The sequence below is a fragment of the Brevundimonas sp. GW821-FHT12C05 genome, from assembly GCF_058807475.1.
The window spans coordinates 1,357,712-1,381,134 of sequence record NZ_JBXAQS010000001.1; the positions used below are offsets into that span (position 1 = coordinate 1,357,712).

General features: G+C 70.0%; 21 protein-coding genes. 8 read left to right on the forward strand and 13 right to left on the reverse strand.

Annotation, left to right across the window (positions count from 1 at the left end; all coding sequences use genetic code 11):
- Positions 1–87: 87 nt before the first annotated feature.
- On the forward strand, positions 88–762 hold the full coding sequence (locus tag AC1RRF_RS06430; protein WP_492833620.1) for a hypothetical protein: 675 nt from the start codon (positions 88–90) through the stop codon (positions 760–762).
- Positions 763–784: 22 nt separating this feature from the next.
- On the opposite strand, the gene AC1RRF_RS06435 is transcribed toward AC1RRF_RS06430, so the two are convergent.
- The 8 genes from AC1RRF_RS06435 to dusB form a co-directional block, all read right to left on the reverse strand.
- Entirely contained in the window at positions 785–2,422 is a 1,638-nt protein-coding gene (locus AC1RRF_RS06435) for a Na+/H+ antiporter (protein WP_492833621.1), read from the reverse strand.
- Positions 2,423–2,629: 207 nt separating this feature from the next.
- Positions 2,630–2,836, reverse strand: coding sequence for a hypothetical protein (locus AC1RRF_RS06440; RefSeq protein WP_492833622.1), 207 nt, complete (start codon positions 2,834–2,836; stop codon positions 2,630–2,632).
- Positions 2,837–2,911: 75 nt separating this feature from the next.
- Entirely contained in the window at positions 2,912–4,234 is a 1,323-nt protein-coding gene (gene hflX, locus AC1RRF_RS06445; RefSeq protein ID WP_492834143.1) for a GTPase HflX, read from the reverse strand.
- 181 nt (positions 4,235–4,415) lie between these two features.
- Entirely contained in the window at positions 4,416–4,661 is a 246-nt protein-coding gene (gene hfq / locus AC1RRF_RS06450; RefSeq protein WP_131249128.1) for an RNA chaperone Hfq, read from the reverse strand.
- A 143-nt stretch (positions 4,662–4,804) separates the two neighbouring features.
- The gene (locus AC1RRF_RS06455; protein WP_492833623.1) at positions 4,805–5,668 is read right to left on the reverse strand and encodes a D-amino-acid transaminase; all 864 of its coding nucleotides are present in this window, start codon (positions 5,666–5,668) and stop codon (positions 4,805–4,807) included.
- Positions 5,665–7,080, reverse strand: coding sequence for a nitrogen assimilation response regulator NtrX (gene ntrX / locus AC1RRF_RS06460; RefSeq protein WP_492833624.1), 1,416 nt, complete (start codon positions 7,078–7,080; stop codon positions 5,665–5,667). The genes AC1RRF_RS06455 and ntrX overlap by 4 nt, the downstream gene beginning before the upstream one ends.
- 10 nt (positions 7,081–7,090) lie before the next feature.
- Positions 7,091–9,382 carry a sensor histidine kinase gene (locus tag AC1RRF_RS06465; RefSeq protein WP_492833625.1) on the reverse strand — a complete coding sequence of 764 codons (2,292 nt, stop codon included), beginning with the start codon at positions 9,380–9,382 and terminating at the stop codon, positions 7,091–7,093.
- A complete protein-coding gene (gene dusB, locus AC1RRF_RS06470; RefSeq protein WP_492834144.1) occupies positions 9,379–10,431 on the reverse strand; it encodes a tRNA dihydrouridine synthase DusB in 1,053 nt (350 codons plus the stop codon). Before dusB ends, AC1RRF_RS06465 begins: the two co-directional genes overlap by 4 nt.
- Positions 10,432–10,495: 64 nt before the next feature.
- On the opposite strand from dusB, the gene AC1RRF_RS06475 reads away from it, so the two are divergent.
- Positions 10,496–11,650 carry a bifunctional 2-C-methyl-D-erythritol 4-phosphate cytidylyltransferase/2-C-methyl-D-erythritol 2,4-cyclodiphosphate synthase gene (locus AC1RRF_RS06475; protein WP_492833626.1) on the forward strand — a complete coding sequence of 385 codons (1,155 nt, stop codon included), beginning with the start codon at positions 10,496–10,498 and terminating at the stop codon, positions 11,648–11,650.
- On the opposite strand, the gene AC1RRF_RS06480 is transcribed toward AC1RRF_RS06475, so the two are convergent.
- Entirely contained in the window at positions 11,647–13,941 is a 2,295-nt protein-coding gene (locus tag AC1RRF_RS06480; RefSeq protein WP_492833627.1) for a fused MFS/spermidine synthase, read from the reverse strand. The two genes, AC1RRF_RS06475 and AC1RRF_RS06480, sit on opposite strands and share 4 nt — an antisense overlap.
- Positions 13,942–14,016: 75 nt before the next feature.
- Between AC1RRF_RS06480 and AC1RRF_RS06485 the strand changes: the two genes are divergently transcribed.
- Complete coding sequence (locus tag AC1RRF_RS06485) at positions 14,017–14,508, forward strand: CinA family protein (RefSeq protein WP_492833628.1); 492 nt, start codon at positions 14,017–14,019, stop codon at positions 14,506–14,508.
- Positions 14,505–14,738, forward strand: a complete 234-nt coding sequence (locus AC1RRF_RS06490) for a sulfurtransferase TusA family protein (RefSeq protein ID WP_492833629.1) — start codon at positions 14,505–14,507, stop codon at positions 14,736–14,738. Before AC1RRF_RS06485 ends, AC1RRF_RS06490 begins: the two co-directional genes overlap by 4 nt.
- Here AC1RRF_RS06490 and AC1RRF_RS06495 read toward each other — a convergent pair.
- Positions 14,701–15,642 (reverse strand): YihY/virulence factor BrkB family protein, encoded by a 942-nt coding sequence (locus AC1RRF_RS06495; RefSeq protein ID WP_492833630.1) that lies wholly within the window; start codon positions 15,640–15,642, stop codon positions 14,701–14,703. The genes AC1RRF_RS06490 and AC1RRF_RS06495 overlap by 38 nt on opposite strands.
- A 198-nt stretch (positions 15,643–15,840) precedes the next feature.
- Here AC1RRF_RS06495 and AC1RRF_RS06500 point away from each other — a divergent pair, with 198 nt between their 5' ends.
- From AC1RRF_RS06500 to AC1RRF_RS06515, 4 genes are read left to right on the forward strand one after another with little or no spacing between them, the layout of a single operon-like run.
- Complete coding sequence (locus AC1RRF_RS06500) at positions 15,841–17,157, forward strand: diguanylate cyclase domain-containing protein (protein WP_492833631.1); 1,317 nt, start codon at positions 15,841–15,843, stop codon at positions 17,155–17,157.
- A 35-nt stretch (positions 17,158–17,192) separates the two neighbouring features.
- On the forward strand, positions 17,193–17,789 hold the full coding sequence (locus tag AC1RRF_RS06505) for an ArsR/SmtB family transcription factor (protein ID WP_492833632.1): 597 nt from the start codon (positions 17,193–17,195) through the stop codon (positions 17,787–17,789).
- Positions 17,790–17,794: 5 nt separating this feature from the next.
- Entirely contained in the window at positions 17,795–18,565 is a 771-nt protein-coding gene (locus tag AC1RRF_RS06510; RefSeq protein WP_492833633.1) for an SRPBCC family protein, read from the forward strand.
- 5 nt (positions 18,566–18,570) lie between these two features.
- The gene (locus tag AC1RRF_RS06515) at positions 18,571–19,110 is read left to right on the forward strand and encodes a GNAT family N-acetyltransferase (RefSeq protein ID WP_492833634.1); all 540 of its coding nucleotides are present in this window, start codon (positions 18,571–18,573) and stop codon (positions 19,108–19,110) included.
- Between the two features lie 7 nt (positions 19,111–19,117).
- Here AC1RRF_RS06515 and AC1RRF_RS06520 read toward each other — a convergent pair whose 3' ends face one another.
- Genes AC1RRF_RS06520 through AC1RRF_RS06530 form a run of 3 tightly spaced genes read right to left on the reverse strand, consistent with a single transcriptional unit; the run spans position 19,118 to position 23,375 of the window.
- Complete coding sequence (locus tag AC1RRF_RS06520) at positions 19,118–19,612, reverse strand: GNAT family N-acetyltransferase (protein WP_492833635.1); 495 nt, start codon at positions 19,610–19,612, stop codon at positions 19,118–19,120.
- Entirely contained in the window at positions 19,609–23,058 is a 3,450-nt protein-coding gene (gene mfd / locus AC1RRF_RS06525) for a transcription-repair coupling factor (RefSeq protein ID WP_492833636.1), read from the reverse strand. Before mfd ends, AC1RRF_RS06520 begins: the two co-directional genes overlap by 4 nt.
- Positions 23,058–23,375: an FAD assembly factor SdhE gene (locus tag AC1RRF_RS06530; protein ID WP_492833637.1), complete on the reverse strand. Its 318-nt coding sequence runs from the start codon at positions 23,373–23,375 to the stop codon at positions 23,058–23,060. Before AC1RRF_RS06530 ends, mfd begins: the two co-directional genes overlap by 1 nt.
- Positions 23,376–23,423: the final 48 nt, after the last annotated feature.

The window sequence follows — 23,423 nt, forward strand, 5'->3', positions numbered from 1 at the left end:
ACGGCGCCGGCCTCGATCGGCAGGATAACGTTGATCGTCCATAGGGCGATCGCTACCGTCGGCTTTCGCGCTGGTTGCGGAGCCTCCATGCTGAACCTGATCCTCGTTCTGGGCCTGCTGGCCCAGGATCCCCCCGCGACGGCTCCAGGCGTCAGCTCGCTGGAAGAGGTCGTCGTCACGCGGTCCCTCGAACCCTTGGCTCCCTATGATGTCGTCCCCGACTTCATCACCTATTGCTGGGACCCCAACCGTCTACGCAGGCCTGCGCCGAACCCGGACAGCGGGGGACTGTGGGTGGAGTTGACCGACGCGGAGGCCGCCGCCCTCAATGTGTCGCCGGAAGGCCAAGCCTGGATGCTGGACTCGGAGCGGATCAAGCTTGTCCTCATGATCGAAGAGAGCCCCGGCCCCAGCGGTCGCCGTCAGCATCGCTGCTCGCTCACGGCGGTCGGGCGGCACGATCCGGCGAAGCTGGAGGCCGACCTGTCCCGGCTCATGGGGCGCGGCGGGACCTCGAGCCATACCCGTTACGACGATCTCTTCCCGACGTTCGAAGGGTGGAGGCAGATCGCCTGGAGCGCCATTCCCGACAGGGGCAGCACCGACTGGCGCCCCTTCGGCGACCATCCGGAATCCTTCGTCATCGCCGTCCAGCCCGGGTTCTACAGGCGGGCCAGCTGGGTCATCACCGAGCTGCGGACGCGTACGAACGCGGGAACGCCGACCAGCACCATCGTCCTTACACACCTGTTCAAGCCCTGAGGCCGCCCCGCCGGGGCGCATGTCAGTTGTACCGCAGCTCCTGCAGGTCGATCTCCCGCATCAGCCGCCTCGCCGAGGTCTCGTCGATCAGCTTCAACCGCTCCAGCCGGCCGACTTCGTTGCGTTCGGCGGCGAGCCCCACCAGACGCAGCTGACGTTCGACGACGTCGGCCTGGCGGGCCGCCTCAAGGTCATCCTCGTCGGTGCGGGTGCGGCTTTCGATGCGGCGACGATAGATCTCCATCAGGCGGCTGGCGATGTCGGAGTAGAGGTCCGGATTGGGTCGCCCCTCAGCCAGGGTGTGGGAGGCGTCCTCGATGGCGCGCAGGGCGGCGGTCGCCGCCGCGACCCGACCGTGATCCTCTTCCCGCTGGTGCGAGGGTTCGGGCGGAAGCTCGACGCCCTTCAACAGCTTGGGCAGGGCGAAGGTGGCGACCAGCAGGGACACGATGATCACCGCCGCGGCCAGGAAGATGGCCATGGTCCGCGACGGCATGGGCGAGCCGTCGTCGAGGGTGAAGGGCACGGTCAGGATGCCCGCCAGGGTGATGGCCCCGCGCACGCCCGCCAGTGACATGACGGCGGTCAGGCGCAGGCCGACCTTGGGCGGCGGGCCCTTCTGCCGTCTGCGGAACAGGGTCAGGCGCAGGGAGGTCCACACCCAGATGAAGCGCAGGGTCGCCAGCGCGGCGAAGGTGGCGAAGACATAGATCGCCAGCCACCAGATCTCGGGCCGGGACGTACCCGCCACGACCTCGGCGGCGCGCGACAGGATGGACGGCATCTGCTCGCCCAGGATGACGAAGATGATGCCGTTGGCGACGAACTGGACCGTGTCCCAGACGGCGCCGCGACGGATGCGGGTGACGGCCAGCGCCTGCCCCTTGGCCCCGCCCCGCTCGGTGAAGCTCATGGTCACGCCCGCCGCGACGGCGGCGAGGATGCCGGAGGCGTGCACCTTCTCGGCGACCAGATAGGCGGCGAAGGGGATCAGCAGGCTGATCAGGATCTGGGCGCCGACATCCTCACCCCACCGGCGGCTGACCCAGGCCTTGGCGGCGCTGATCAACAGGGTGACGCCGACCCCCGTGGCGACGCCCGCCAGCGCCAGCCAGGCGAAGCTGGCCACCGCGTGGCCCAGGACAAAGGTCCCGGTCGAGGCCGCGACGATAGCCAGCCGCATGCAGGTCAGGCCGGTGGCGTCGTTGAGCAGCGACTCTCCCTCAAGGATATGCATCAGCCGCTTGGGGATCGGAGCGCGGGCGGCGATGGCCTGAACCGCGATGGGATCGGTCGGCGACAGGATGGCCGCCAGGGCGAAGGCCACGGCGAGCGGCATCTCGGGGATCATCCACCAGAGCAGGAAGCCGAGACCGACGACGGTGAAGACCACCAGCCCCAGGGCCAGTTCCAGGATCACCGCCCGGTCACGGATCAGGGCCTCGTTGGGAATGCGCCAGCCGTCGAGGAACAGCAGCGGCGGCAGGAAGAGCAGGAAGAAGATGTCCGGCTCAAGATCCACCGCCTCGCCGGTGACCAGCACGACGCCCGCCCCCAGGGCGATCTGGACCAGAGGCAGGGCGATGCGGGTGATGCGGGCGACCGAGCCCGACACCACCACGGCCAGGAGAAGCAGCAGGGTGGTCTCGATCAGGTGCATCGGCGCACTTTTCGAACGACGGAAAAAACAGGGTGCGAACAGTGCGAAACCTGCCCGTAAGTCCCTGTTATGTCACGAGTCGAGAATCGCACTGTCCGTCCGGTTCCGCCGCCTGAATCACCCAGAACCGCAGTATGGCACGGCCATGCGGCGAAAACGGACGCAAGCGGCGCCGCGGACGAAACCGTTAGCCGGGGCCGGCGCGCTTCAGGACAGGACGTGCACCCGACCGACCGGTTGAGGGGCGAGACCGATGCGATTCCCATCCGGGTTTTCCCAATCGGCTTCGACGGACATGACCTTGTAGGCGAGTCCATTGCCCAACCGGATGAGATCGTCGAGGCCAGGCCCGCCTTCGTCGAACTCGCCCCAGCCGGCGTCCGTTCCGTCCCTGTGCGTCACCCTGAATCGCATGTACTCGCCTCCTCCGCGTCATTCAGGATGACCACGAGTTGCAGGCCTTGAACAGGGCTTGCCCGCTGAGTCCGGTCAGTCGCGCGCGAACTGACGCTCGAACCGGCCCAGCGCCGCCGGATGCAGGCGCACGGTGACGTGGGTGCGGCCCTCGTCGTCGGTCTCGCGTCCCGTGACCCGGCCGTTCTCATAGAGCCAGGCCAGGGCCTCGCCCTGATGCGGAGCCAGCACCAGCGCGCTCTCGGGGTCGTCGTCGATCAGGGACGCGATGGTCTCGCGCAGGGGATCGATCCCCTCCCCGGTCCAGGCGGAGACGGCCACGGCCTGGCCCTGGGCGCGCAGGCGTTCGGCCTGGCCGAGCACGGCCTCGCGAGTCTCGGCGTCGAGCAGGTCGATCTTGTTCCAGACCTCGAGGATGCGCCGCGGCTTGGGTTCGCCGTTCGCGCCCTCGACCATGGGGATCTGTTTGAGCACCGCCTCGACGTCCTTGGCCTGGGCTTCGCTGTCGGCCGAGGCGATGTCGCGGACGTGCAGGATCAGGTCGGCCTCGCCCACCTCTTCCAGGGTGGCGCGGAAGCTCTCGACCAGTTCGTGCGGCAGGTCGGAGATGAAGCCGACGGTGTCGGCCACAATAGCCGGGCGGCCCTGCGGCAGACGGATGGTGCGCTGGGTGGTGTCCAGGGTGGCGAACAGCAGGTCCTTGGCGAAGACCTCCGACCCCGTCAGCCGGTTGAACAGGGTCGACTTGCCGGCGTTGGTGTAGCCGACCAGCGCCACCGTGGGGAACGGGACCTTCTGGCGGGCCTTGCGGTGCAGGCCGCGGGTGCGGCGCACCTCTTCCAGCTCGGCCTTCAGCTTGACGATGCGGTCGGCGATCAGGCGGCGGTCGAGCTCGATCTGGGTTTCGCCGGGACCACCCGTGCTCCCTGTGCCGCCACGCTGGCGCTCCAGGTGGGTCCAGGTGCGGACCAGGCGCGAGCGCTCATAGTCCAGCCGGGCCAGCTCAACCTGCAGCCGGCCTTCCTTGGTCCGCGCGCGACGGCCGAAGATCTCGAGGATCAGGCCGGTCCGGTCGATGACCTTGCACTCCCAGGCCTTTTCCAGATTGCGCTGCTGCACCGGCGACAGGTCGTCGTCGACAACCACGGCCTCGGCTTCGGCGGCGCGGACCAGGGCGGCCAGTTCGTCGACCTTGCCGGAGCCGAACAGGGTGGCGGGCGTGACCTTGCGCACGCGCACGATCTCTTCGGCGCGCACGTCCAGATCCAGCGCGCGGGCCAGACCCACGGCTTCCTCAAGGCGTTCCTCGGCGAGACGGGAGCTTTCCGAACGTCCGTCGGGGTGGATGACGACCGCCCGGATCAGGGGGACGGAATGGTCGATATGCTTGGTGGTCAGAAGAAGGGTTCTCTCAATGGCGTCATCCCCGGGGCGCGTGACCCGGGGATCGGAGGCTGTGGTGCAGGCCTCTAGATAGGAAGTCGACATCCCTCGGACCATCCCCCGCACGCCCGCGCACGTTCTCCGCCCCTCGGATCAGGTTCGAAGGGGGCGATGACGATGAAGGGCGAAGCGGGCCTCAGTCCTCGTCGGCGTCCGGCTCGTACAGCTGGACGGGCGCGGAGGGCATGATGGTCGAGATGGCGTGCTTGTAGACGAGCTGGGACTGGCCGTCCCGGCGCAGCAGCACACAGAAGTTGTCGAACCAGGTCACGATGCCCTGCAGCTTGACCCCGTTGACCAGGAAGATGGTCAGCGGCGTCTTGGTCTTGCGGACCGAGTTGAGGAAGGTGTCCTGAAGGTTCTGACGCTTGTCTTGAGACATGGCAGGTTATCCCTGGTCTTGTTGTTCTCCGGCCGGGGAGCGGCGCGGGACCGGTCGATGCCGGTCCGGCCACCTTAGACAGCCGAGCAAGACGACCGCAACCACACAATCCCGCAGGTCGTGGATTCCGTTCGGCTGAAACCCTAGATCGCGTCGCGGGTCCCGCGTTCGATGTAAAGCTCGCGCAGGCGGGTCGCGACCGGACCGGGCTTGCCGTTGCCGATCTTCACCCCGTCGATGGAGACGGCGGGCATGACGAAGGCGCCGGCGGCGGTGAAGAAGGCCTCCTTCGCGCGCTGGGCCTCTTCCACGGTGAAGGCGCGTTCCTCCAGCTCGATGCCCTCTTCCTTGAGGATGTCGAGCAGGGTCGTGCGGGTGCAGCCCTTGAGGATGTTGGCCTGGGTGTCGCGCGTGCGCAGCTTGCCGTGCTCGTCGATGATCCAGGCGTTGGTCGAAGAGCCCTCGGTCACCAGGCCCATGTCATCGACCATCCAGCATTCGTAGGCGCCGCGGTCGCGGGCGTGCTGCTTGGCCAGCACATTGGCCAACAGGCCGACCGTCTTGATGTCGCAGCGGCCCCAGCGGATGTCCGGCGTGGTGACCACGGCCACGCCCTTGGCGGCGGTGGCGTCGGACTTCATCGGGCTAATGGATTTGGAGGTCACCACCACGCTGGGCGGCGTGCCCTCGGGCGGGAACGGGTGGTCGCGGCGCGCCGTGCCGCGGGTGACCTGCAGATAGACGATGCCGTTGCGGACCCGGTTGCGGCGGATGGTTTCCTTGAGCACCTGGGTCAGGCTTTCGCGCGACATCGGGATGTCGATGCGGAGCTCGTTCAAGCTGCGGTGCAGGCGGGTCATGTGGCCGTCGAAATCGGCCATGCGGCCGTCGAAGACCGACCAGACCTCATAGACGCCGTCGGCGAACTGGAAGCCCCGGTCCTCGACATGGACGGTGGCGCGGTTGTGCGGGACGTACTGGCCGTTGACGTAGGCGACGCGGCTCATTCCTCGACGGGTCCTTCTTCCTCTTCCTCGCCGCCCCGGGACGGCGAGACGCCCAGCGACTTGAGCTTTCTGTGCAGCGCGGACCGCTCCATGCCGATGAAGGCGGCGGTGCGCGAGATATTGCCGCCGAAACGCATGATCTGGGCGGCCAGGTATTCGCGCTCGAACACCTCGCGGGCCTCGCGCAGCGGCAGGGCGATGATGCGTTCGGCGCCGAGGGTGCCGGTCGAGTTGGCGTTGGTCGCCTCGGACGGCAGGGCGTCGGCGCCGATCGGGTCGTTGATGTCGCCGGTGGCGAGGATCAGCAGCCGCTCGACGTTGTTGCGCAGCTGGCGGACGTTGCCGGGCCACGGATGGACCTGCAGCACGGCGATGGCGTCGTCGCCCAGCCGGCGGCGCGGCAGCCCCTGCGAGGTGGCCAGGCTTTCGATGAAGTAGTCGACCAGCTCCTGGATATCCTCGCGCCGCTCGGACAGGGCGGGCACGCGGATCGGCACCACGTTCAGGCGGTGGAACAGGTCCTCGCGGAAGCGCCCCTCGGCGATCTCGGTCTTGAGATCGCGCGAGGTGGAGGTGACGACGCGCACATCGACCTGCACGTCCTGCTCGCCGCCGACGCGGCGGAAGCGCTGCTCGACCAGCACGCGCAGGACGCGGCTCTGGCTCTCGCGCGGCATGTCGCCGACGTCGTCCAGATAGAGGGTGCCGTTATGGGCGCGCTCGAAGACGCCGATCTTGCGCGGACGGCCGTCGTGGCCCTCTTCGCCGAACAGCTCCAGGTCGAGGCGTTCGGGGGTCATGCCGGCGGCGGCGATGGCCACGAACTCGCCGCGGGCGCGGGCGCTGGCCTCGTGGATCTGGCGCGCGACCAGCTCCTTGCCCGAGCCGGGCGGGCCCGAGATCAGCACGCGGCTGTTGGCCGGGGCGACCTTGGCGATGGTCGAGCGCAGGGTCTGGGCGGCGGCCGACTTGCCGATCAGGCCGGTCGGGGCGGCGACCTGGGCGCGCAGGCGGCGGTTCTCGCGCTTCAGCTGCGAGGCCTCCAGCGCGCGCTGGACCACGACCACCAGGCGGTCGGACTTGAACGGCTTCTCGATGAAGTCATAGGCCCCGCGCTGAAGCGCGCTGACGGCGGTTTCGATATTGCCGTGGCCCGAGATCATGACGACCGGCAGGTCCGGATCCAGTTCCTTGATCAGGTCCAGCAGTTCGAGGCCGTCGAGGCCGCCGCCCTGCATCCAGATGTCGAGCAGGGCCAGCGAGGGGCGGCGCGCGCGGATGGCGGCCAGGGCCTCGTCGGAATTCGAGGCGACGCGCACGGCGTGGCCTTCGTCCTCGAGCAGGCCCGAGACCAGTTCGCGAATGTCGGCCTCGTCGTCGACGACCAGGATATCGGCTCCGGTGGAACGCATATCGCCTCGCTTAATGGGCCGCCGGGACGGCGCCGCCGGACGCTTTCGCGTCCTTGGACCCGGCCGGAGCCTTCACTGGGGATTTGAGGGGGAAGATCAGGCACACGCGCGCGCCGGACAGGGTCTCGGCGTCGGCCAGCTTCAGCTCGCCGCCGTGCTCCTCGCAGATGCGCTTGACGATGGCCAGGCCGAGGCCCGTGCCTTTCTCGCGCGTGGTCACATAGGGTTCGGTCAGGCGGTCGCGGTCCTTGGCCGGCAGGCCGGGGCCGTCGTCCTCGATGACGAAGGTGGCGACACCGTCCTCGACCGTGAGCCGGGCCGAGATGCCGGGCGTCGCGTCGTCGCCCGGACGCGGCTGGGCCTCGCGGCGGGCCGCCACCGCCTCGCCCGCGTTCTTGAGGATGTTGGTCAGGGCCTGGCCGACCATCTGGCGGTCGGCGTGGAAGGTGACCTTGGGCAGGGGTTCGATCAGGTCCACGCCGATGTCGGGCGCGGCCACCCGCTGGGCGAACACGGCCTCGCGCAGAAGCTCATCCGGCTTCTCGGCGGTGAAGCGGGGCGCGGGCATGCGGGCGAAGGACGAGAACTCGTCGACCATTCGGCCGATGTCGCCGACCTGGCGGATGATGGTCTCGGTGCAGCGGTCGAAGACCTCGACGTCGTCCTCGACGCGCGACCGGTAACGGCGGCGCAGGCGCTCGGCCGAGAGCTGGATCGGGGTCAGGGGATTCTTGATTTCGTGGGCGATGCGGCGGGCCACGTCGCGCCAGGCGGCGTTGCGCTGGGCGGTGACCAGACGGGTGATGTCGTCGAAGGTCAGCACCATCTCGCCGCCGACCCCGCCCTCGATACGGACGCGCAGGCGGCGGGTCTCGGCCTCGCCGCCGACGTCGATCTCTTCCTCGATATGGGCCTCGGCGCGGCCGGCCAGTTCGCTGAGTTCGGGCGAGACGTCGCCCAGCGGGCGGCCGATGATGTCGTCCTCCGAAATGCCCAGCAGTTCGACGGCGCTGTCGTTGATGGCCGAGACGCGGCGCTGGCGGTCGACGCCGATGACGCCGGCGGAGACGCCGGACAGCACGGTCTCGATGAAGCGGGAGCGGCCCGTGGCCTCCTCGCTGGCGGTCCTGAGCGCCGCCTGCTGGGCCTCAAGGTCGCCGGTCATGCGGTTGAAGGCGGCCGACAGGGTCTTGATCTCGCCGGGGCCGTCGTTGGCGTCCACGCGGGCCGACAGGTCGCCGCCCGCCACGGCGTCCGCCGCCACGACCAGACGACCGATCGGTGCGGAGATGGAGTTGGCCGCCGACATGCCCAGCCAGACGGCGCCGACCAGCACAAGAAGCGCGGTTTCGACATAGCTGAGGGCGAAGACGGCCTGGATGCGCGCCCGGCTGGCCTCGGCTTCCTTGTAGGCGACGATGGACTCGCGCGCCGAGGCGACCTGTCCGATCAGGCCCGGCTGCAGGGGCCGGACGAGGTAGAGGTAGGCGTCGCCATAGGCCGGGAAGGCGCGCAGGCCGCGAATGGCGTCCGGTCCCTCCGTGAGCTGTTGCACGGACGGCTGTTCCTGGGTCTGCGCCTCCTCCAGCGCCTCCCGGGACGGAGCGACATAGGGCGGAGCGTTGGGCCCTTCGCCGCTGGCCAGCACCTCGCCGTTCTCGTCCAGGAGATAGACGGCCGGATAGCCGAACAGCTGGCCGACCTGACTGAGGGCGTCCGAAAACTGGATCCGGTTGTCGAACAGCGGGCGAATGCCCTCCAGCTGCTCGCCGATGACGGTGATGTCGGAGTCGATCTCGGTCGACACGTCGCTGGTGTAGGCCAGGCCGATGGCGGCGCCGTTGTCGACGGCGGCCTGGACATTGTCGCTGAACCACTGATCCACGCCGCGGTTGACCAGAACCCCGAAGACCAGCGCGATCAGGACCGCGGGCACCAGGGCCACAGACGAGAACAGGATCACGAAGCGCAGGTGAAGGCGCGCGCCCGCGTCGCCCCGACGGCGGCGAACCAGGCCGAAGGCGCGACGGGCGACGGTCGCGGCGAGCCCGCCGATCAGCAGCAGGTTGGCGATCAGGATCAGCAGCATCGTCTGGCTGACCGAGGCGCGCGCGCCCTCGCCGCCAAGGCCCGGCGCCACGGCGACCAGCCAGATGGCCGCGATATTGGTGATCAGGGCGAGGGCGAAGGCGATGAGGAAGACATTGCGCCGGCGTGTCTCCGACCAGCCGGCGAACCAGCGCGCCGGACCGCGAGGCGCGGTCGGTGCGGGATCGACGTCGGCGGCGGGTGTGTCCGTCATGCCGCGCCAGCTTCAACCAGCTGTGGCGCAATATCAACAGCCGAGTTGCCGGAATGCGTCACCGGAGACCATAGTTCGGTCAAGGCCGCCTCGACCTCGGCCGGACTGTCGAGACGGCACAGCCGGCTCTTGGCCGCGCGCCGGTCCAGCGGATCGGCGGGCCAGGGCGCCTGTTCGACGTACCAGCCCAGATGCTTGCGGAACATCTTCAGCCCGAGCGGCAGGCCGTAGAAGGCCGCGGAGGCCCGCAGATGTTCGGTGACGATGGCCAGCCGTTCCGCCCGGTCCGGCTCCTCCAGCACGGTTCCATCGGCCAGCGCCCGCTCCAGATGGGCGGCCAGCCACGGACGGCCATAGACGCCCCGCCCCAGCATCAGGGCGTCGGCGCCCGACTGCGCCAGAGCGTTGCGCGCATCCTCGGCGGTCAGGATGTCGCCGTTGACGATCACCGGAATGGAGACGGCGGCCTTCACCTCGGCCACGGCGGTCCAGTCGGCCTTGCCGGTGTAGAACTGCTGGCGCGTCCGGCCATGGACGGTGACGGCCTTCACGCCGATCTCTTCGGCGCGGCGCGCGATCTCGGCGGCGTTGCGGCTGGCGTCGTCCCAACCGAGGCGCATCTTGACCGTCACGGGGCGTGCGGTGGCGTTCACCGCCGCCTCGATCAGGCGACAGGCCAGATCCGGCGTACGCATGAGGGCCGAGCCGCAGACGGCCCCGGTGACCTCCTTGGCCGGGCAGCCGAAATTCAGATCGACGATGTCAGCCCCGGCCTTCTCGGCCATGCGCGCGCCTTCGGCCATGGCGACGGGATCGCGGCCGACCAGCTGGATCACCGTCAGGGGTAGGCCCTCGCCCACCGCCGCGCGGCGGACCACGTCGGGCCGGGCGCGGGCCAGCTCGGCGGCGGCGACCATCTCGGTCGCGACATAGGCGGCGCCCAGCCGTGAGGCGAGCACGCGGAAAGGAAGATCGGTGATCCCGGTCATGGGGGCGGTCAGCACCCGCCCGGGCACCCATACGTCGCCGATCTGTAGGCCTGCGGTCATCGGCTCCTTACCGCCGTTCAATGCGCTCTCGTCAAGCATGACGGCGGCCATTAGAAGGCCGGACATGACCTCGCCCCTCCCCGCCTTCGCCGCCGTCGTCGTCGCCGCCGGCTCCGGATCGCGCGCGGGAGGCGCCAAGCAGTGGCGTCCGCTGGGCGGAAAGCCCGTGGTCCGCTGGTCGGTCGAAGCCCTGCTGAAGGCGGGCGCCGAGGACCTGGTGGTGGTGGTTTCGCCCGGTTCGGAGGCCGAGGCCGCCGAGGCGCTGGCGGGCCTGACCGGCTGGCGCGCGGTGGTCGGCGGCGCCGCGCGGACCGACTCGGTGCGGGCCGGACTGGCGGCGCTGGGCGGAGCCGACGCCCGTCCGGTGCTGGTCCATGACGCCGCCCGCCCCTTCCTGTCCGCGGCGGTCATCGCCCGATGCGTCCAGGCGCTGGATGAGGCCGACGGCGCCTTGCCCGCCCTGCCCGTCGCCGACAGCCTGCGCCGCGCCGTGGAAGGCGTCGTGTCCGGCGCGGTGGAGCGCGAGGCCCTGTGGCGCGCCCAGACCCCGCAGGCCTTCCGCCTGAGGACCCTGACCGACGCCTTCGCCGCCTGGCCCGAGAACGAGACGGCCACGGACGAGGCGACCGTGGTCGAACGCGCCGGCGGCCGCGTCCGCATCGTCGAGGGCGACGCCCGCCTGATGAAACTGACCTTCCCCGAGGATTTCGCCATGGCCGAGGCCCTGATCCCCCGCACCGTCCGCGTCGGCCAGGGCTATGACGTCCACCGCTGGGGCCCGGGATCGTCGGTCTGGCTGTGTGGGCTGGAAGTGCCGCACGACCAGACCCTGATCGGCCATTCGGACGCCGACGCGGGCCTGCACGCCCTGACCGACGCCATCCTGGGCGCGCTGGGCGAAGGCGACATCGGCGACCATTTCCCGCCCACCGATCCACAGTGGAAGGGCGCGTCGTCGGACCTGTTCCTGAAGCATGCGGCCGAGCTGGTCCGGGCGCGCGGCGGACGACTGTCGAACGTGGACGTGACCCTGATCTGCGAGCGGCCCAAGGTGAAGCCGCATCGGCAGGCCATGCGCGAGCGGCTGGCCGAAATCCTCGACCTGCCGCTGGACGCCGTCAGCGTGAAGGCGACAACGACCGAGGGCCTGGGCTTCACCGGCCGCGGCGAAGGCCTGGCCGCCCAGGCCGTGGCGACGCTGGAACTACCGTCTGCCTAAAGCGGACGCTCCGGCGGCGGGAAGCGGCTGCGCCACAGCGCCCCGAACAGGTTGACGTAGTCGTCCGTCCACGGTCGTACCGAGGTCTGGCCCGGCGTCGTCCAGCGCGGGTCGCGGCTGAAGTCAGCCAACCCCTGCGCGGTCGGCGACAGGATCAGGGCCTCGGTGGAGGCTTCCGACATGTCGGGCGACTGATCCCCCTCGTAGTAGATCTGGTGCAGGCTCGGCACGCCCAGCCGCTGGGCCGCGGCGATCGCCGGCAGGGTGATCTCGAGGTTGCGGTTCGACAGGTGCAGCAGCACCACGCCGTTCGGCTTCAGAAGGCGCAGATACCCCTGGATCGCCTCGGCGGTCAGCAGGTGGGTCGGCACCGCGTCCGACGAGAAGGCGTCGATGATCAGCAGGTCGTAGCTGCCCGCGGGCTGATGGTTCAGCGTCAGGCGCGCATCGCCCAGCACGGTGTCGATCGGGCCCTCGGCGCATTTCGAGATGTAGGTGAACCACTTCGGATCGCGGGACAGCCGGTCGACCGCCGGATCGATCTCGAAGAAGGTCATGCGGTCGACCGGGCGCTTGTAGGCCGCCATGGCGCCCGAGCCCTGCCCCACCACGCCGATGCGGGCCGGCCCGCGCTGCTGCACCATCAGGGCGGACTGACCGATGGGGGTGGCGACGTTGTAGTAGAGGGTCGGCGCGCACTCGTTATGCCCATGCCGCGCCTGCGCCCCGTGCAGGGTGGTGCCGTGCATCAGCACATGGACGTCGCCGCCCAGCCGGGGGTCCTGCACATTGGCCACCCGCATGACGCCGAAGAAGCTGCGCTCCGAGAAGGTCCAGTCGTAGCCGCGCGCGATCCACTGCGACGACAGGGCGATCATCACCAGGATGACGGTGTAGACGGGCGCGCGGTCGCGGACCAGGAAGGCGCAGATCGCCGCCGGGATCAGCATGAACATGGCCAGCTGACCCATGCCGAGCGGGAAGAACTGGTAGAAGGCCCGACGCGCGTCGTCGTTGGAATCCAGCCACAGCGAGAGCAGGACCGGCGCGGCGGCCACCGCGGCCGCGGCGACCAGGGCGCCCAGGACCTGGCCGGTGAGCCCGCCCTTGCCCCACGGACGGGCCAGGCCGACCAGCACCAGGACCAGCGGGTACTCCCAGACCATGTTGAAAATGACGGGGGCCAGCAGGGCCGTGAAGGCGCCGCCCACCACGCCGCCCAGCGACATCAGCAGGTAGAACTCGGTCAGCCGGTCCGGCGCGGGCCGACGCTTGGCCAACAGCTGGTGGCACATCAGGGCGGCGAAGAAGAAGGCGACGATGTTGATGCCGAACGCCAGGCCCCAGTTGGCCGAGCGGAAGGCGACCAGCAGCACGCAGACCGCCCCGATCGCGCCCTGGATGATCAGGGTGACGGGCAGCGGGATCCACGGCTTGTTCTGGAAGGCGATGACGAAGGTCAGCAGGTAGAGCGCCAGCGGTATGACCCACAGGAAGGGCGCCGAGGCCACGTCCGTGGACAGGTGGGCGGTGACGCCCAGCATCAGGCTGGACGGCGCCGCGGCCAGCAGGACCAGTATGCCCTTCTCGCGCCACGGGATCGGCGCGCTCTTCTCCAGCGGCGCGGGCTCGGCTTCGCGGTCGACCCGGCGGCTCCAGACCACGAAGGCCAGCAGCGCGATCAGAATCATGAAGACGGCGTAGCCGCCGCTCCAGCCGAGGCGCTGGCCGGACAGGGTCGACAGCGGCTCGATCAGGACCGGATAGGACAGCAGCGCCAGGAAGCTGCCGAGGTTGGAGGCGGCGTACAGGACATAGGGGTTCTTGCCGTCCGCATGGCCGGCGCGGACCCGGGCGAACCAGGCCTGAAGCAGGGGCGCGGTGGCCGAAAGGATGGCGAAGGGGGCGCCGACCGACAGGGCCAAGGTGCCCAGCAGCCAACCGATCGGCGCCGACGGGTCGGGATCGCCCAGCCAGCCGTTGATGTGCAGGGGCAGGAAGAGGGCCGAGCAGGTCAGCAGCACCAGATGGACGGTCACCTGCAGCTTGATCGAGCCGATCCTCTGCACGGCGTGGGCGTAGCCGTAGCCGACCAGCAGCGCCGCCTGGAAGAAGACCATGGCGGTGTTCCACACCGACGGCGATCCGCCCAGCATGGGCAGCACCAGCTTGGTCACCATGGGCTGGACCACGAAGACCAGCGAGGCCGAGGTGAAGATGGCCACGGCGAACAGCAGGGGCGTCAACCGGTCGGCGGGCGGCGTGGCCGTGTCGATGGTGGTGTCGCTCATGCCCGCCCCGTATGCTGTCGCCCGTATGACGCCGGGTGACCCTAGCCCGACTCGCCGCCGCTTCGGAAAGCCCTGATGTTCCCCGACGATATCGCCGCCCTTGCTCAACAGGTGATTACCGAGGCCGCCGCCAAAGCGCTGATGGTCGCCACGGCCGAGAGCTGCACGGGCGGCCTGGTCGCCGGGGCGCTGACGGCGATCGCCGGATCGTCGGCGGTCGTGGATCGGGGCTTCGTGACCTACAGCAATGAGGCCAAGAGCGATCTCGTCGCCGTGCCCGCCGCCCTGATCGAGGCCCATGGCGCGGTGTCCGAGCCGGTCGCCCGGTCCATGGCCGCCGGCGCCGTGGCGCGGTCACGGGCGCAGGTTTCGGTGGCGGTCACCGGCATCGCCGGGCCGGGCGGCGGATCGGACGACAAGCCGGTCGGTCTGGTGCATTTCGCCGCCGCCGGGCCGGCGGGCGTGATCCATGTCGAGCGCCGCTTCGGCGACATCGGGCGCGAGGCGGTGCGGCTGGAGAGCGTGCGCGTGGCGCTGGGCCTGCTGCGGGACCGGATCAGCGCATGACCATCGTCGACGCGCGGGGCCACCGCTGCCCGACCCCCAGCCTGAAGCTTCAGAAGGCGATCCACGCGGCGGAGCCCGGGACCCTGCTCACCCTGCTGGCCACCGATCCGATGGCGCGCATCGACGTGCCCTTCCTGATGCGGGACCTCGGCGGGCGGGTGGTGTCGATCGAGGAGGCGGACGGCGTCCTGACTATCGCGGTCGAGACGCCCGGCGCTCCGACAGACTGACCACGGTCTCGGAGGTCTCGTCCTCCGGCTCCAGGTCCGGCGCGCCCATGGAGCGGGCGGCGATTTCCATCTCGGTCGTGAAGGCGCCGCCGTAGAAGATGGCGTTGACGTTCCAGGACAGCCAGATCAGCAGCACCACGACGGCGCCGACCGAACCGTAGGTCGCGCCCAGCGGTGCGATCTGCTCGACATAGATGGCGCACAGCCAGGACGAGATGGTCGACATCACCGTCGCCACCAGCCCGCCCGCGATCGACGGCGCCCAGGCCACCGGGGTCCGGTGCGACATGGCGTAGCGGTAGAGCATGGTCAGGCCGATCGCGAGACCGACGGCGGGCCACAATCCATCAAGCGACAGGCCGGCGGCCCCGCCGACCGGCGGCGCGCCCGGTCCGGTATGCTCCAGCAGGCGCGAGGTCACGACCGCGCCGGACACGACGGTGAACAGGGCGAAGGCGAACAGGGCCACGAAGAAGGCCAGCAGGTTGAATTTGAAGAAGCCGTGCGGCTCGGTCTCGTCGTGGATCAGGTTGAGCCCCGCCAGCAGGGCCTTGAAGCCGCGGTGGGCGGCGTATCCGCCGATGACCAGGGCGAAGAAGCTCTGGGCCGAGACGGTGCGGGCCGAGGCGCTGGCCAGCCGCTCGATCTCCTGCTGGAAGATGGCGCGGGCCGCGTGGGGCATGACGTCGGCCAGGGCCGCGGCCTGCTCGCTGACCTGACCGATCGACAGCACGACCTTGTAGAAGCCGATGAGGATGGCGATGGCGGGGAAGACGGCCAGCAGGGCGAAGAAGGACACCCCGCCCGTGTAGAGCATGACGTCGCGGCCCCAGCTGCGGGTGAAGGCCCGGACCGCGAGCCGCCCCCACAGCATCGGCGTCGCCCAACGCACCGCCGCGTCCATTTCAGATTTCGCCTGCAAACCCGTACCTGTAGCCGCCCAAGGGACGACGTTTACCGCAATTCGGCCACATGTGAACGGGGCGAACGGGCGCGGGGAGAATCCTCAGCGTCGCCCGTTGCTTCCCGACGCGGGTCGTCGCTATGGTCCCCGCCAATGAGATCGTCCCGGGGGTTGGAGGCGGTCCGGAGAGTCCATCCGTTGGCATCTGATCCGCGCATTCTGGTCGTCGCACCCGACGACGGCCTGGTCGGCCCCCTGTGTCAGGGGCTGGACGCCCTCGGCTGGCGCACCGTCACCGCCCGCTCGCTGGCCGGCGCCGTGCAGGTGCTGATCGACTGGCCGCTGGAGGCCGTCATCCTGGACGCCTCGCTGGCCGACGCCCAGGAAGGCGTCCGGGCCATGCGCCAGACCGTCTCGCCGCGGCGCCTGCCGGTGATGGCCATCGGCGCGGCCACCGCCGACTGGGAGCCGGGCCTGTCCGACATCTCCATGTCGCACGCGCCGCATGCGGCCCAGGCGGCCCTGCGGCTGGAAAACCTGGTGCGCACCGCCATCGCCGAGGAAGAGGTCAGCCTGCGCGAAGCCACCTTCGCCGCGCGCGGCGAGCCGCTGGCCCTGGCTGAGGTCGAGGCCACGCCCCTGCGCGTGCTGGCCGCGGGCAAGCCGGACCGGTATTTCCTGGCCCTGTCCAACGCCCTGACCGCGCTGGGTTGCGACGTCGTGGCCGCGCCGACGCCCTATACCGCCTTCGACTATCTGCATGAGCGCCCGTTCGACGCCGCCGTGCTGTGGGGCGCCGAGGACCACGCCCCGGCCCTGTCCATCGCCTCAGGCATGAAGCGCAACACCCGCCTCTATCACGTGCCCGCGGTCCTCTATCTGCGCGGCGCCGGCGAGATCAACCTGGCCGAGCTGTACAATCGGGGCTTCGCCGACGTGGCCGCCGCCGATACGCCCGAGGAGGAGACGGCCAGCCGCATCGTGGCCCTGGCGCGGGCGCACCGCCGCCATGTCGCCATCCGCCGGGCGCTGGAGAGCGCGCGCGGCTCGGGCCTGACCGATCCCTCGACCGGCCTGTTCACCCGCGAACTGTTCGCCAGCCATCTGGCGCGGGTGGCCGAGGGCGCGCGCATGCGCCGCCGCCCCCTGTCCGTCGCCGTCCTGCGGGTGGCCGAGACCGAAGCCGTGGTCAGCGCTCGCGAGGGCGGCTGGCTGGACCGCGCCCTGCCCCAGATCGGGGCCATGGTGTCGCGCCTGATCCGCACCGAGGACACCGCCGCGCGCCTGTCGCCCGACGTCTTCGCCCTGGCCCTGCCCGCCACCCGGGGCCCGGCCGCCCGCATCGCCGCCGACCGCATCGCGGCGGTGATCAGTTGCACCGCCTTCGACGCCGGTCCCGACCGCTCGCCCTTCGTGGTCGAGTTCGAGGTCGGGGTGGCCGAGGTCATGCCCGGCGAATCCCCCGCCGTGGTGCTGGAGCGCGCCTCGGCCGACGTCGGCGTCTCCCAGCGGTAATTGACAACTTTATTTGTCTAATGCAGGTTCGGGGCATGACGCCCCGGCCTTCCTCCCTGCTCGACGACCTGGACGCCGCCCATCTGGCGCTGGCGCCGATCCGTCGACGGATCCTGGCGTCGCTGGTCGAGCCCGCCTCGGCCGCTGGGCTGGCGGAGCGGCTGGACATGCCGCGCCAGAAGATCGGCTACCACCTGAAGGCGCTGGAGGATGCGGGCCTGATCCGGCTGGCGGGCGAGCGCAAGAAGCGCGGCTTCACCGAACGGCTGTTCGTCGCCGCCGAGAACTATGTGCTGGACCCCGCCCTGCTGCAGACCCTGCCCGACCCGGACGCGATCGAGGCGCAGGACCGCCACGCCGCCGGCCACCTGATCAACACGGCCTCGGCCATGGTCCGCGACGTGGCCCGGATGCGCGAGGCGGCCGACGCGGAAGGGTCGCGCCTGCTGACCCTGACGGTCGAGGCGGACATGAGCTTCGCCACCCCCGCCGATTTCGACGCCTTCTCCCGCGACGTCGCCGACGCCGTGGCCGGGCTCGCCCGCCAGTATGCGGCCCCTGCGGGCCGCCGTTACCGCCTGACCGCCGCGGCCCATCCGGCCGTCGTCAAACCCGCCCTCACAAGGAACTGACCGCCATGACCGAACAGCCCATGGAAGACCGCGTTCTGGTCGAAGTCACCGTGCCCGCGCCCGCCGACGCCGTCTGGGCGGCCCTGCGCGACCGCGATCAGCTGATGCAGTGGTTCGGCTGGGACACCGACAGCCTGGGGGCCGAGGTCGACTGGATCTTCTTCGACCACGCCAACCCCGACGACGCGAACCAGGTGCTGCACTTCGGCGGCATGCCCGACCGCTATGAGGTCGTGGCGCAGGGCGACCAGACGATCATCCGCGTGGTGCGCAGCGCGCCCGTAACCGAGGGCGACTGGAACGCCGTCTACGAGGACATGACCGAGGGCTGGATCTCCTTCACCCAGCAACTGGCCTTCCTGCTGGCCCGCCACATCGGCCAGCCGCGCCGCACGATCTATCTGTCGGGCGAGCCCGTGACCGATGGCGCGCTGAACGGCTTCCCGGCGCTGGGCGTGGACGACATCCCCGCCGCCGGCGAGCCGTGGGCCGGGCCGGTCGGACCCGACGCGGCGCTGAGCGGCGAGGTCTGGCACCTGGGACGGCACCAGGCCGGGCTGACGGTCAGGGAATGGGGCGACGGCCTGCTGATCGCCCACACCCGCGCGCCCAATGACCGTTGGGCCAAGGGCTGGACCAGCGTGACCCTGACCACCTACGGCCTCGACGCCGCCGCCTTCGCCGCGCTGGAAGGCCGCTGGACCGACTGGTGGGCCGGCCACTTCAAGAGCCGTCCGCCCGAGGGCGCGCCGGACAGCGCGGACGGGTGCGGCTGACCCCGATGCACCTCGAGACCGAACGTACCCTCCTGCGCCCCTGGGAGGACCGGGACCGCGCGCCCTTCGCGGCGATCAACGCCGATCCGGAGGTCCGGCGCTACTATTTTCCGGCCGTTCTGGACCGGGCGGAGAGCGACGCCGTGATCGATCAGGTGATCGCCGACCTGGCGCGCGACGGCTTCGGCTTCATGGCCGTCGAGCGCAAGGCGGACGGCGTCCTGATCGGCGGCGCGGGCCTGTCCCGGCCCGAGCCCGCCGCCCTGCAGGCCTGGCCGTTGGAGATCGGCTGGATCCTGGACCGCGCCGTCTGGGGCCAGGGCTATGCGGGGGAAATCTCGAAGGCCTGCTTCGACCACGCCTGGACGGTGCTCGGCGCGACCGCGGTGATCGGCTACACCTCGGCCGTCAACACGCCGTCCCGCCGCGCCATGGTGAAGTCGGGCATGACCGAGATCACCGACGCCGCCTTTGAGGACGACACGGTTCCCGTCGGCCATCCGCTGCGCCCGCACGTCCTGTACCGCATCGACCGACCGGACTGACCGGCGGTCAGAGCCGCCGGTGCATGACGTGCAGGCCGACCAGGCCTTCCGTCGGATGATCGAACGCTTCGGGGATGGTGACGAGGATTTCGAACCCGAGCGCCCGCCACAGGCGGACCGCGCCGTGGTTCGCCTCGACGACGGCGTTGAACTGCATGGCGCGGAATCCCTCGCGGCTCGCATGCGCGATCACCGCCTCGCCGAGCGCGCGGCCGACGCCCCGTCCCCGGGCCTCGGGCGCGGTCATGAAACTGGCCGTCGCCACGTGCGCGCCGGGCCCCATCTGGTTCGGCCCAGTCTTGGCCGTTCCCAGGATGCGGCCGTCATCGTCCAGCGCCACCAGCGTCACACCCGGCGGCGCCTGCATCCAGATCGCCTTGCCGCCGGCCTCGCTCAGGTCGCGCGGATAGGTGTAGGTCTCGCCCGCGCGCGTCACGGCCTGGACGATCGGCCAGATCGCCGGCCAGTCCGCGTCCGTCGCCTCACGCACCCGCACGGTCACGCCGCGCTCGCGACCCGCGCCAGATCGGCGGTGATGCGCTCGGCGACCTTCAGCCGGTCCTCGGCCGTGTCCCAATCGCCCTTCACGACGATCTTCTGGTCAGGCCGGATCTTCCAGAAGGCGTGATTCTTCTGGATCAGGCCGACCAGACCCATGGGGTTCGGGAAGGTGTTGTTGCGCAGGGTCAGGACGGCGCCCTTGGGTCCCACATCGATGCGTTCGACATGGGCGATCTTGCAGTTCGCCTTGATGCCGACGATGCGCAGCAGCTGTTTCGCCTCATCCGGCAGCGGGCCGAAGCGGTCGATCAGTTCAGCGGCCAGGGCCTCACGGCCCTCGGTGTTTTCGGCGTCCGACAGACGACGATACAGGCTCAAGCGAACATTGAGGTCCGGGACGTAATCCTCTGGAATCAAAACAGCCGCACCGACGTTGATGGCCGGGGACCACCCACGGTCGACCACCTCTTCGCCCGCCTCGCGCAGGGAGGCGACGGCGTCTTCCAGCATCTGCTGATACAGCTCCACCCCGACCTCGCGGATGTGGCCCGACTGTTCGTCGCCCAATAGATTGCCGCCGCCGCGCTGGTCCAGGTCGTGGCTGGCCAGCTGGAAGCCGGCGCCGAGGTTGTCCAGCGACTGCAGCACCTGCAGACGGCGCTCCGACGACAGGGACAGCGGCTTCTTGGCGTCCGTGGTCAGATAGGCGAAGGCGCGCGCCTTGGCCCGGCCGATGCGCCCGCGAATCTGGTGCAGCTGGGCCAGGCCGAACATGTCGGCCCTGTGCACGATCAATGTGTTGGCGGTCGGAACATCAAGTCCGGACTCAACGATCGTGGTCGACAGCAGCAGGTCGTAGGTGCCGTCGTAGAAGGCGCTCATCACCTCCTCCAGCTGGGTCGGCGACATCTGGCCGTGGCCGACCACGAACTTGATCTCGGGCACCTGCTCGCGCAGGAATTTCTCGATGTCCGGCAGGTCGTTGAGACGCGGCACGACATAATAGGCCTGACCGCCGCGGTATTTCTCGCGCAGCAGGGCCTCGCGGACCAGCACCGGATCCCACGGGGTGACGTAGGTGCGCACGGCCAGGCGGTCCACGGGCGGGGTGGCGATGATCGACATCTCGCGGATGCCCGACAGGGCCATCTGCAGGGTGCGCGGGATCGGCGTGGCGGTCAGGGTGAGCAGGTGGACGTCGGCGCGCAGGGACTTGAGCTTCTCCTTGTGCTTGACGCCGAAGTGCTGCTCCTCGTCGACGATCACCAGGCCCAGGTCCTTGAACCCGACCTGTTCGCTGAGCACCGCATGGGTGCCGACAACGATCTCGAACGTGCCGTCCTTGAGGCCCGCGCGGGCCTCGGCGGCGTCCTTGGCGGTGACCATGCGCGACAGGTGGCGTACGGTGATCGGCCAGCCGGCGAACCGCTCCGAGAAGGTCTTGAAGTGCTGGCGCGCCAGCAGGGTCGTGGGGCAGACCACCGCGACCTGCTGGCCGCTCATGGCCACCACGAAGGCGGCGCGCAGGGCCACCTCGGTCTTGCCGAAGCCGACATCGCCGCAGATCAGGCGATCCATCGGCGTGCCCTTGCCCAGGTCCTCCAGCACGTCGCCGATGGCGTTGAGCTGGTCGTCCGTCTCCTCGTACGGGAAGCGGGCGCAGAACTCGTCGAACAGGCCCTGCGGCGGGGTGATGGCCTCGGAGGTGCGCAGGGCGCGCTTGGCCGCCAGGGCGATGAGCCCTTCGGCCATGTCACGCAGGCGTTGCTTGGCCTTGGCCTTGCGCGCCTGCCAGCCCGCGCCGCCCAGCCGGTCCAGCTGGGCGCCGTCGGTGTCCGAACCGTAGCGAGTCAGAAGGTCGATGTTCTCGACCGGCAGGTAGAGCTTGCTCTCGCCCGCGTACATCAGCTCCAGGCAGTCGTGCGGGGCGTCCTGGATCTCCAGCGTCTTCAGCCCCTCGTAGCGGCCGATGCCGTGGTCGAGGTGGACGACGAGGTCGCCGGTGGTCAGGGCCGACGCCTCGGCCAGGAAGTTGGAGGCCCGCCGCTTCTTGCGCGGCCGCGCCAGACGGTCGCCCAGGATGTCGGTCTCGGAGATGACGGCGATGGCGTCTGTCTCGAAGCCGTGTTCGACCGGCAAGACGCCCCGCAGGTAGAGGCCGTCCGGCGCTTTTTGGACGTCGGCCCAGTCGCGCACAGCGACGACATGCTCCAGCCCGTGATCGGCCAGCATGGAGGCCAGGCGTTCGGACGAGCCCTCGGTCCAGGACGCGAAGAGGACGCGCTTGCCGCCGTCCTTCAGGGCCTGGGCGTGGCGGGCGACGGCCTCGAACAGGTTGACGCTGTCCTGTGAGCGCTCGGCCGCGAAGCTGCGGCCCAGACGGCCGCCCGCATCCTCGCCGCCGCCGGCGAAGGGCGACAGGCGGCGCACGGTGCGGCCCGCCAGCGCGCTGTTCCAGTCGACGTCCGGCAGATAGAGGCGCTCGGGCGGCAGGGCCCGATTGGCGGCTCCGCCCTTGCTGCGCGAGGCGTCGCGACGCGCTTCCCAAGCGTCGGCGGTCAAGGTCCAGCGTTCGGCCCGCGCGGCCTCGGCCTGGTTGTCGAGGAAGACCGGCGCGTCGTCCGGCAGATAGTCGAACAGCGTCTCCAGCCGCTCGTAGAACAGGGGCAGCCAGTGCTCCATGCCCTGACGCCGCGCGCCCTCGCTGACCGCCACATAGAGGGGATCGTCGCCGCCGGCGCCGAACAGGTTCAGATAGCCGGTGCGGAAGCGCGAGATGGCTTCCGGCGTCAGCAGGGCCTCGGACACCGGGGCCAGCGAGACGTGGCGCATCTGGCCGGTCGAACGCTGGGTGGCCGGATCGAAGGTGCGGATCGATTCCAGCTCGGAGCCGAACATGTCCAGGCGCACCGGCTCCTCGAAGCCCGGCGGATAGACGTCGACCACGCCGCCGCGCACGGCGAACTCGCCTCGTTCGGACACGGTGGAGGCGCGCAGGTAGCCGTTGGCCGCGAAATAGCGCTCCAGCGCCGCCGTATCGAGATCCAGGCCGACGGTGGCCTCAAAGCCCGCGCCGCAGGTGATCTCGCGCGGCGGAGTGCGCTGGGTGACGCCGCCGACGGTGGTGACCACCAGGGTCGGACGGCTGTCGCCGGCCGCGCGACCGGCCAGCTTGGTCAGGGCGGCCATGCGCTCAGCCGAAACCGAGGAGGTCGGGCTGAGCCGGTCATAAGGCAGGCAGTCCCAGGCGGGGAACTCGACCACCTCGATATCGCCGGCGAAGAAGCGGAAGGCCTGAACGAACTCGCCCATGCGGGCATAGTCGCGGGCCACGAACAGGCCGACGCCGCCGTCGGCGCGCAGGCGTTCGGCCACCGTCAGGGCGTCGAGGCCCTCGGGGGCGCCGCCCAGTTCCTGATCGCTGCGTTTTGGGATCACAGCGTCCATCAGCCGGCGCCCTTGGCGACTTCGGCGGCGACATGCGCGGCCATGAAGGCGCGGATCTTCGTCATCAGGCTTCCGTCATATTTTTCAGGCGTGGGCGCGGTCTGGATGATCCAGGCGTAGAGGGCGTGGTCGTCGTCCTCGAGCAGCAGGGCCTCGAACAAATCCAGCTCGGCCTCGGTCAGCGTCGGCCCCACCTGGTCGGCGAACGGGCCCAGCACCAGGTCGGCCTCGCGGAAGCCGCGCCGCCACGCGCGGAAGGCGATGCGGCCCAGCCGGGTCCGTTGGGCTTCAGTCAGACGCGCGTTCGTATCGGCCACAAGATTCCTTGCCCGGTCCATATCTTCAAACAGGAGGTGGGAGATAGC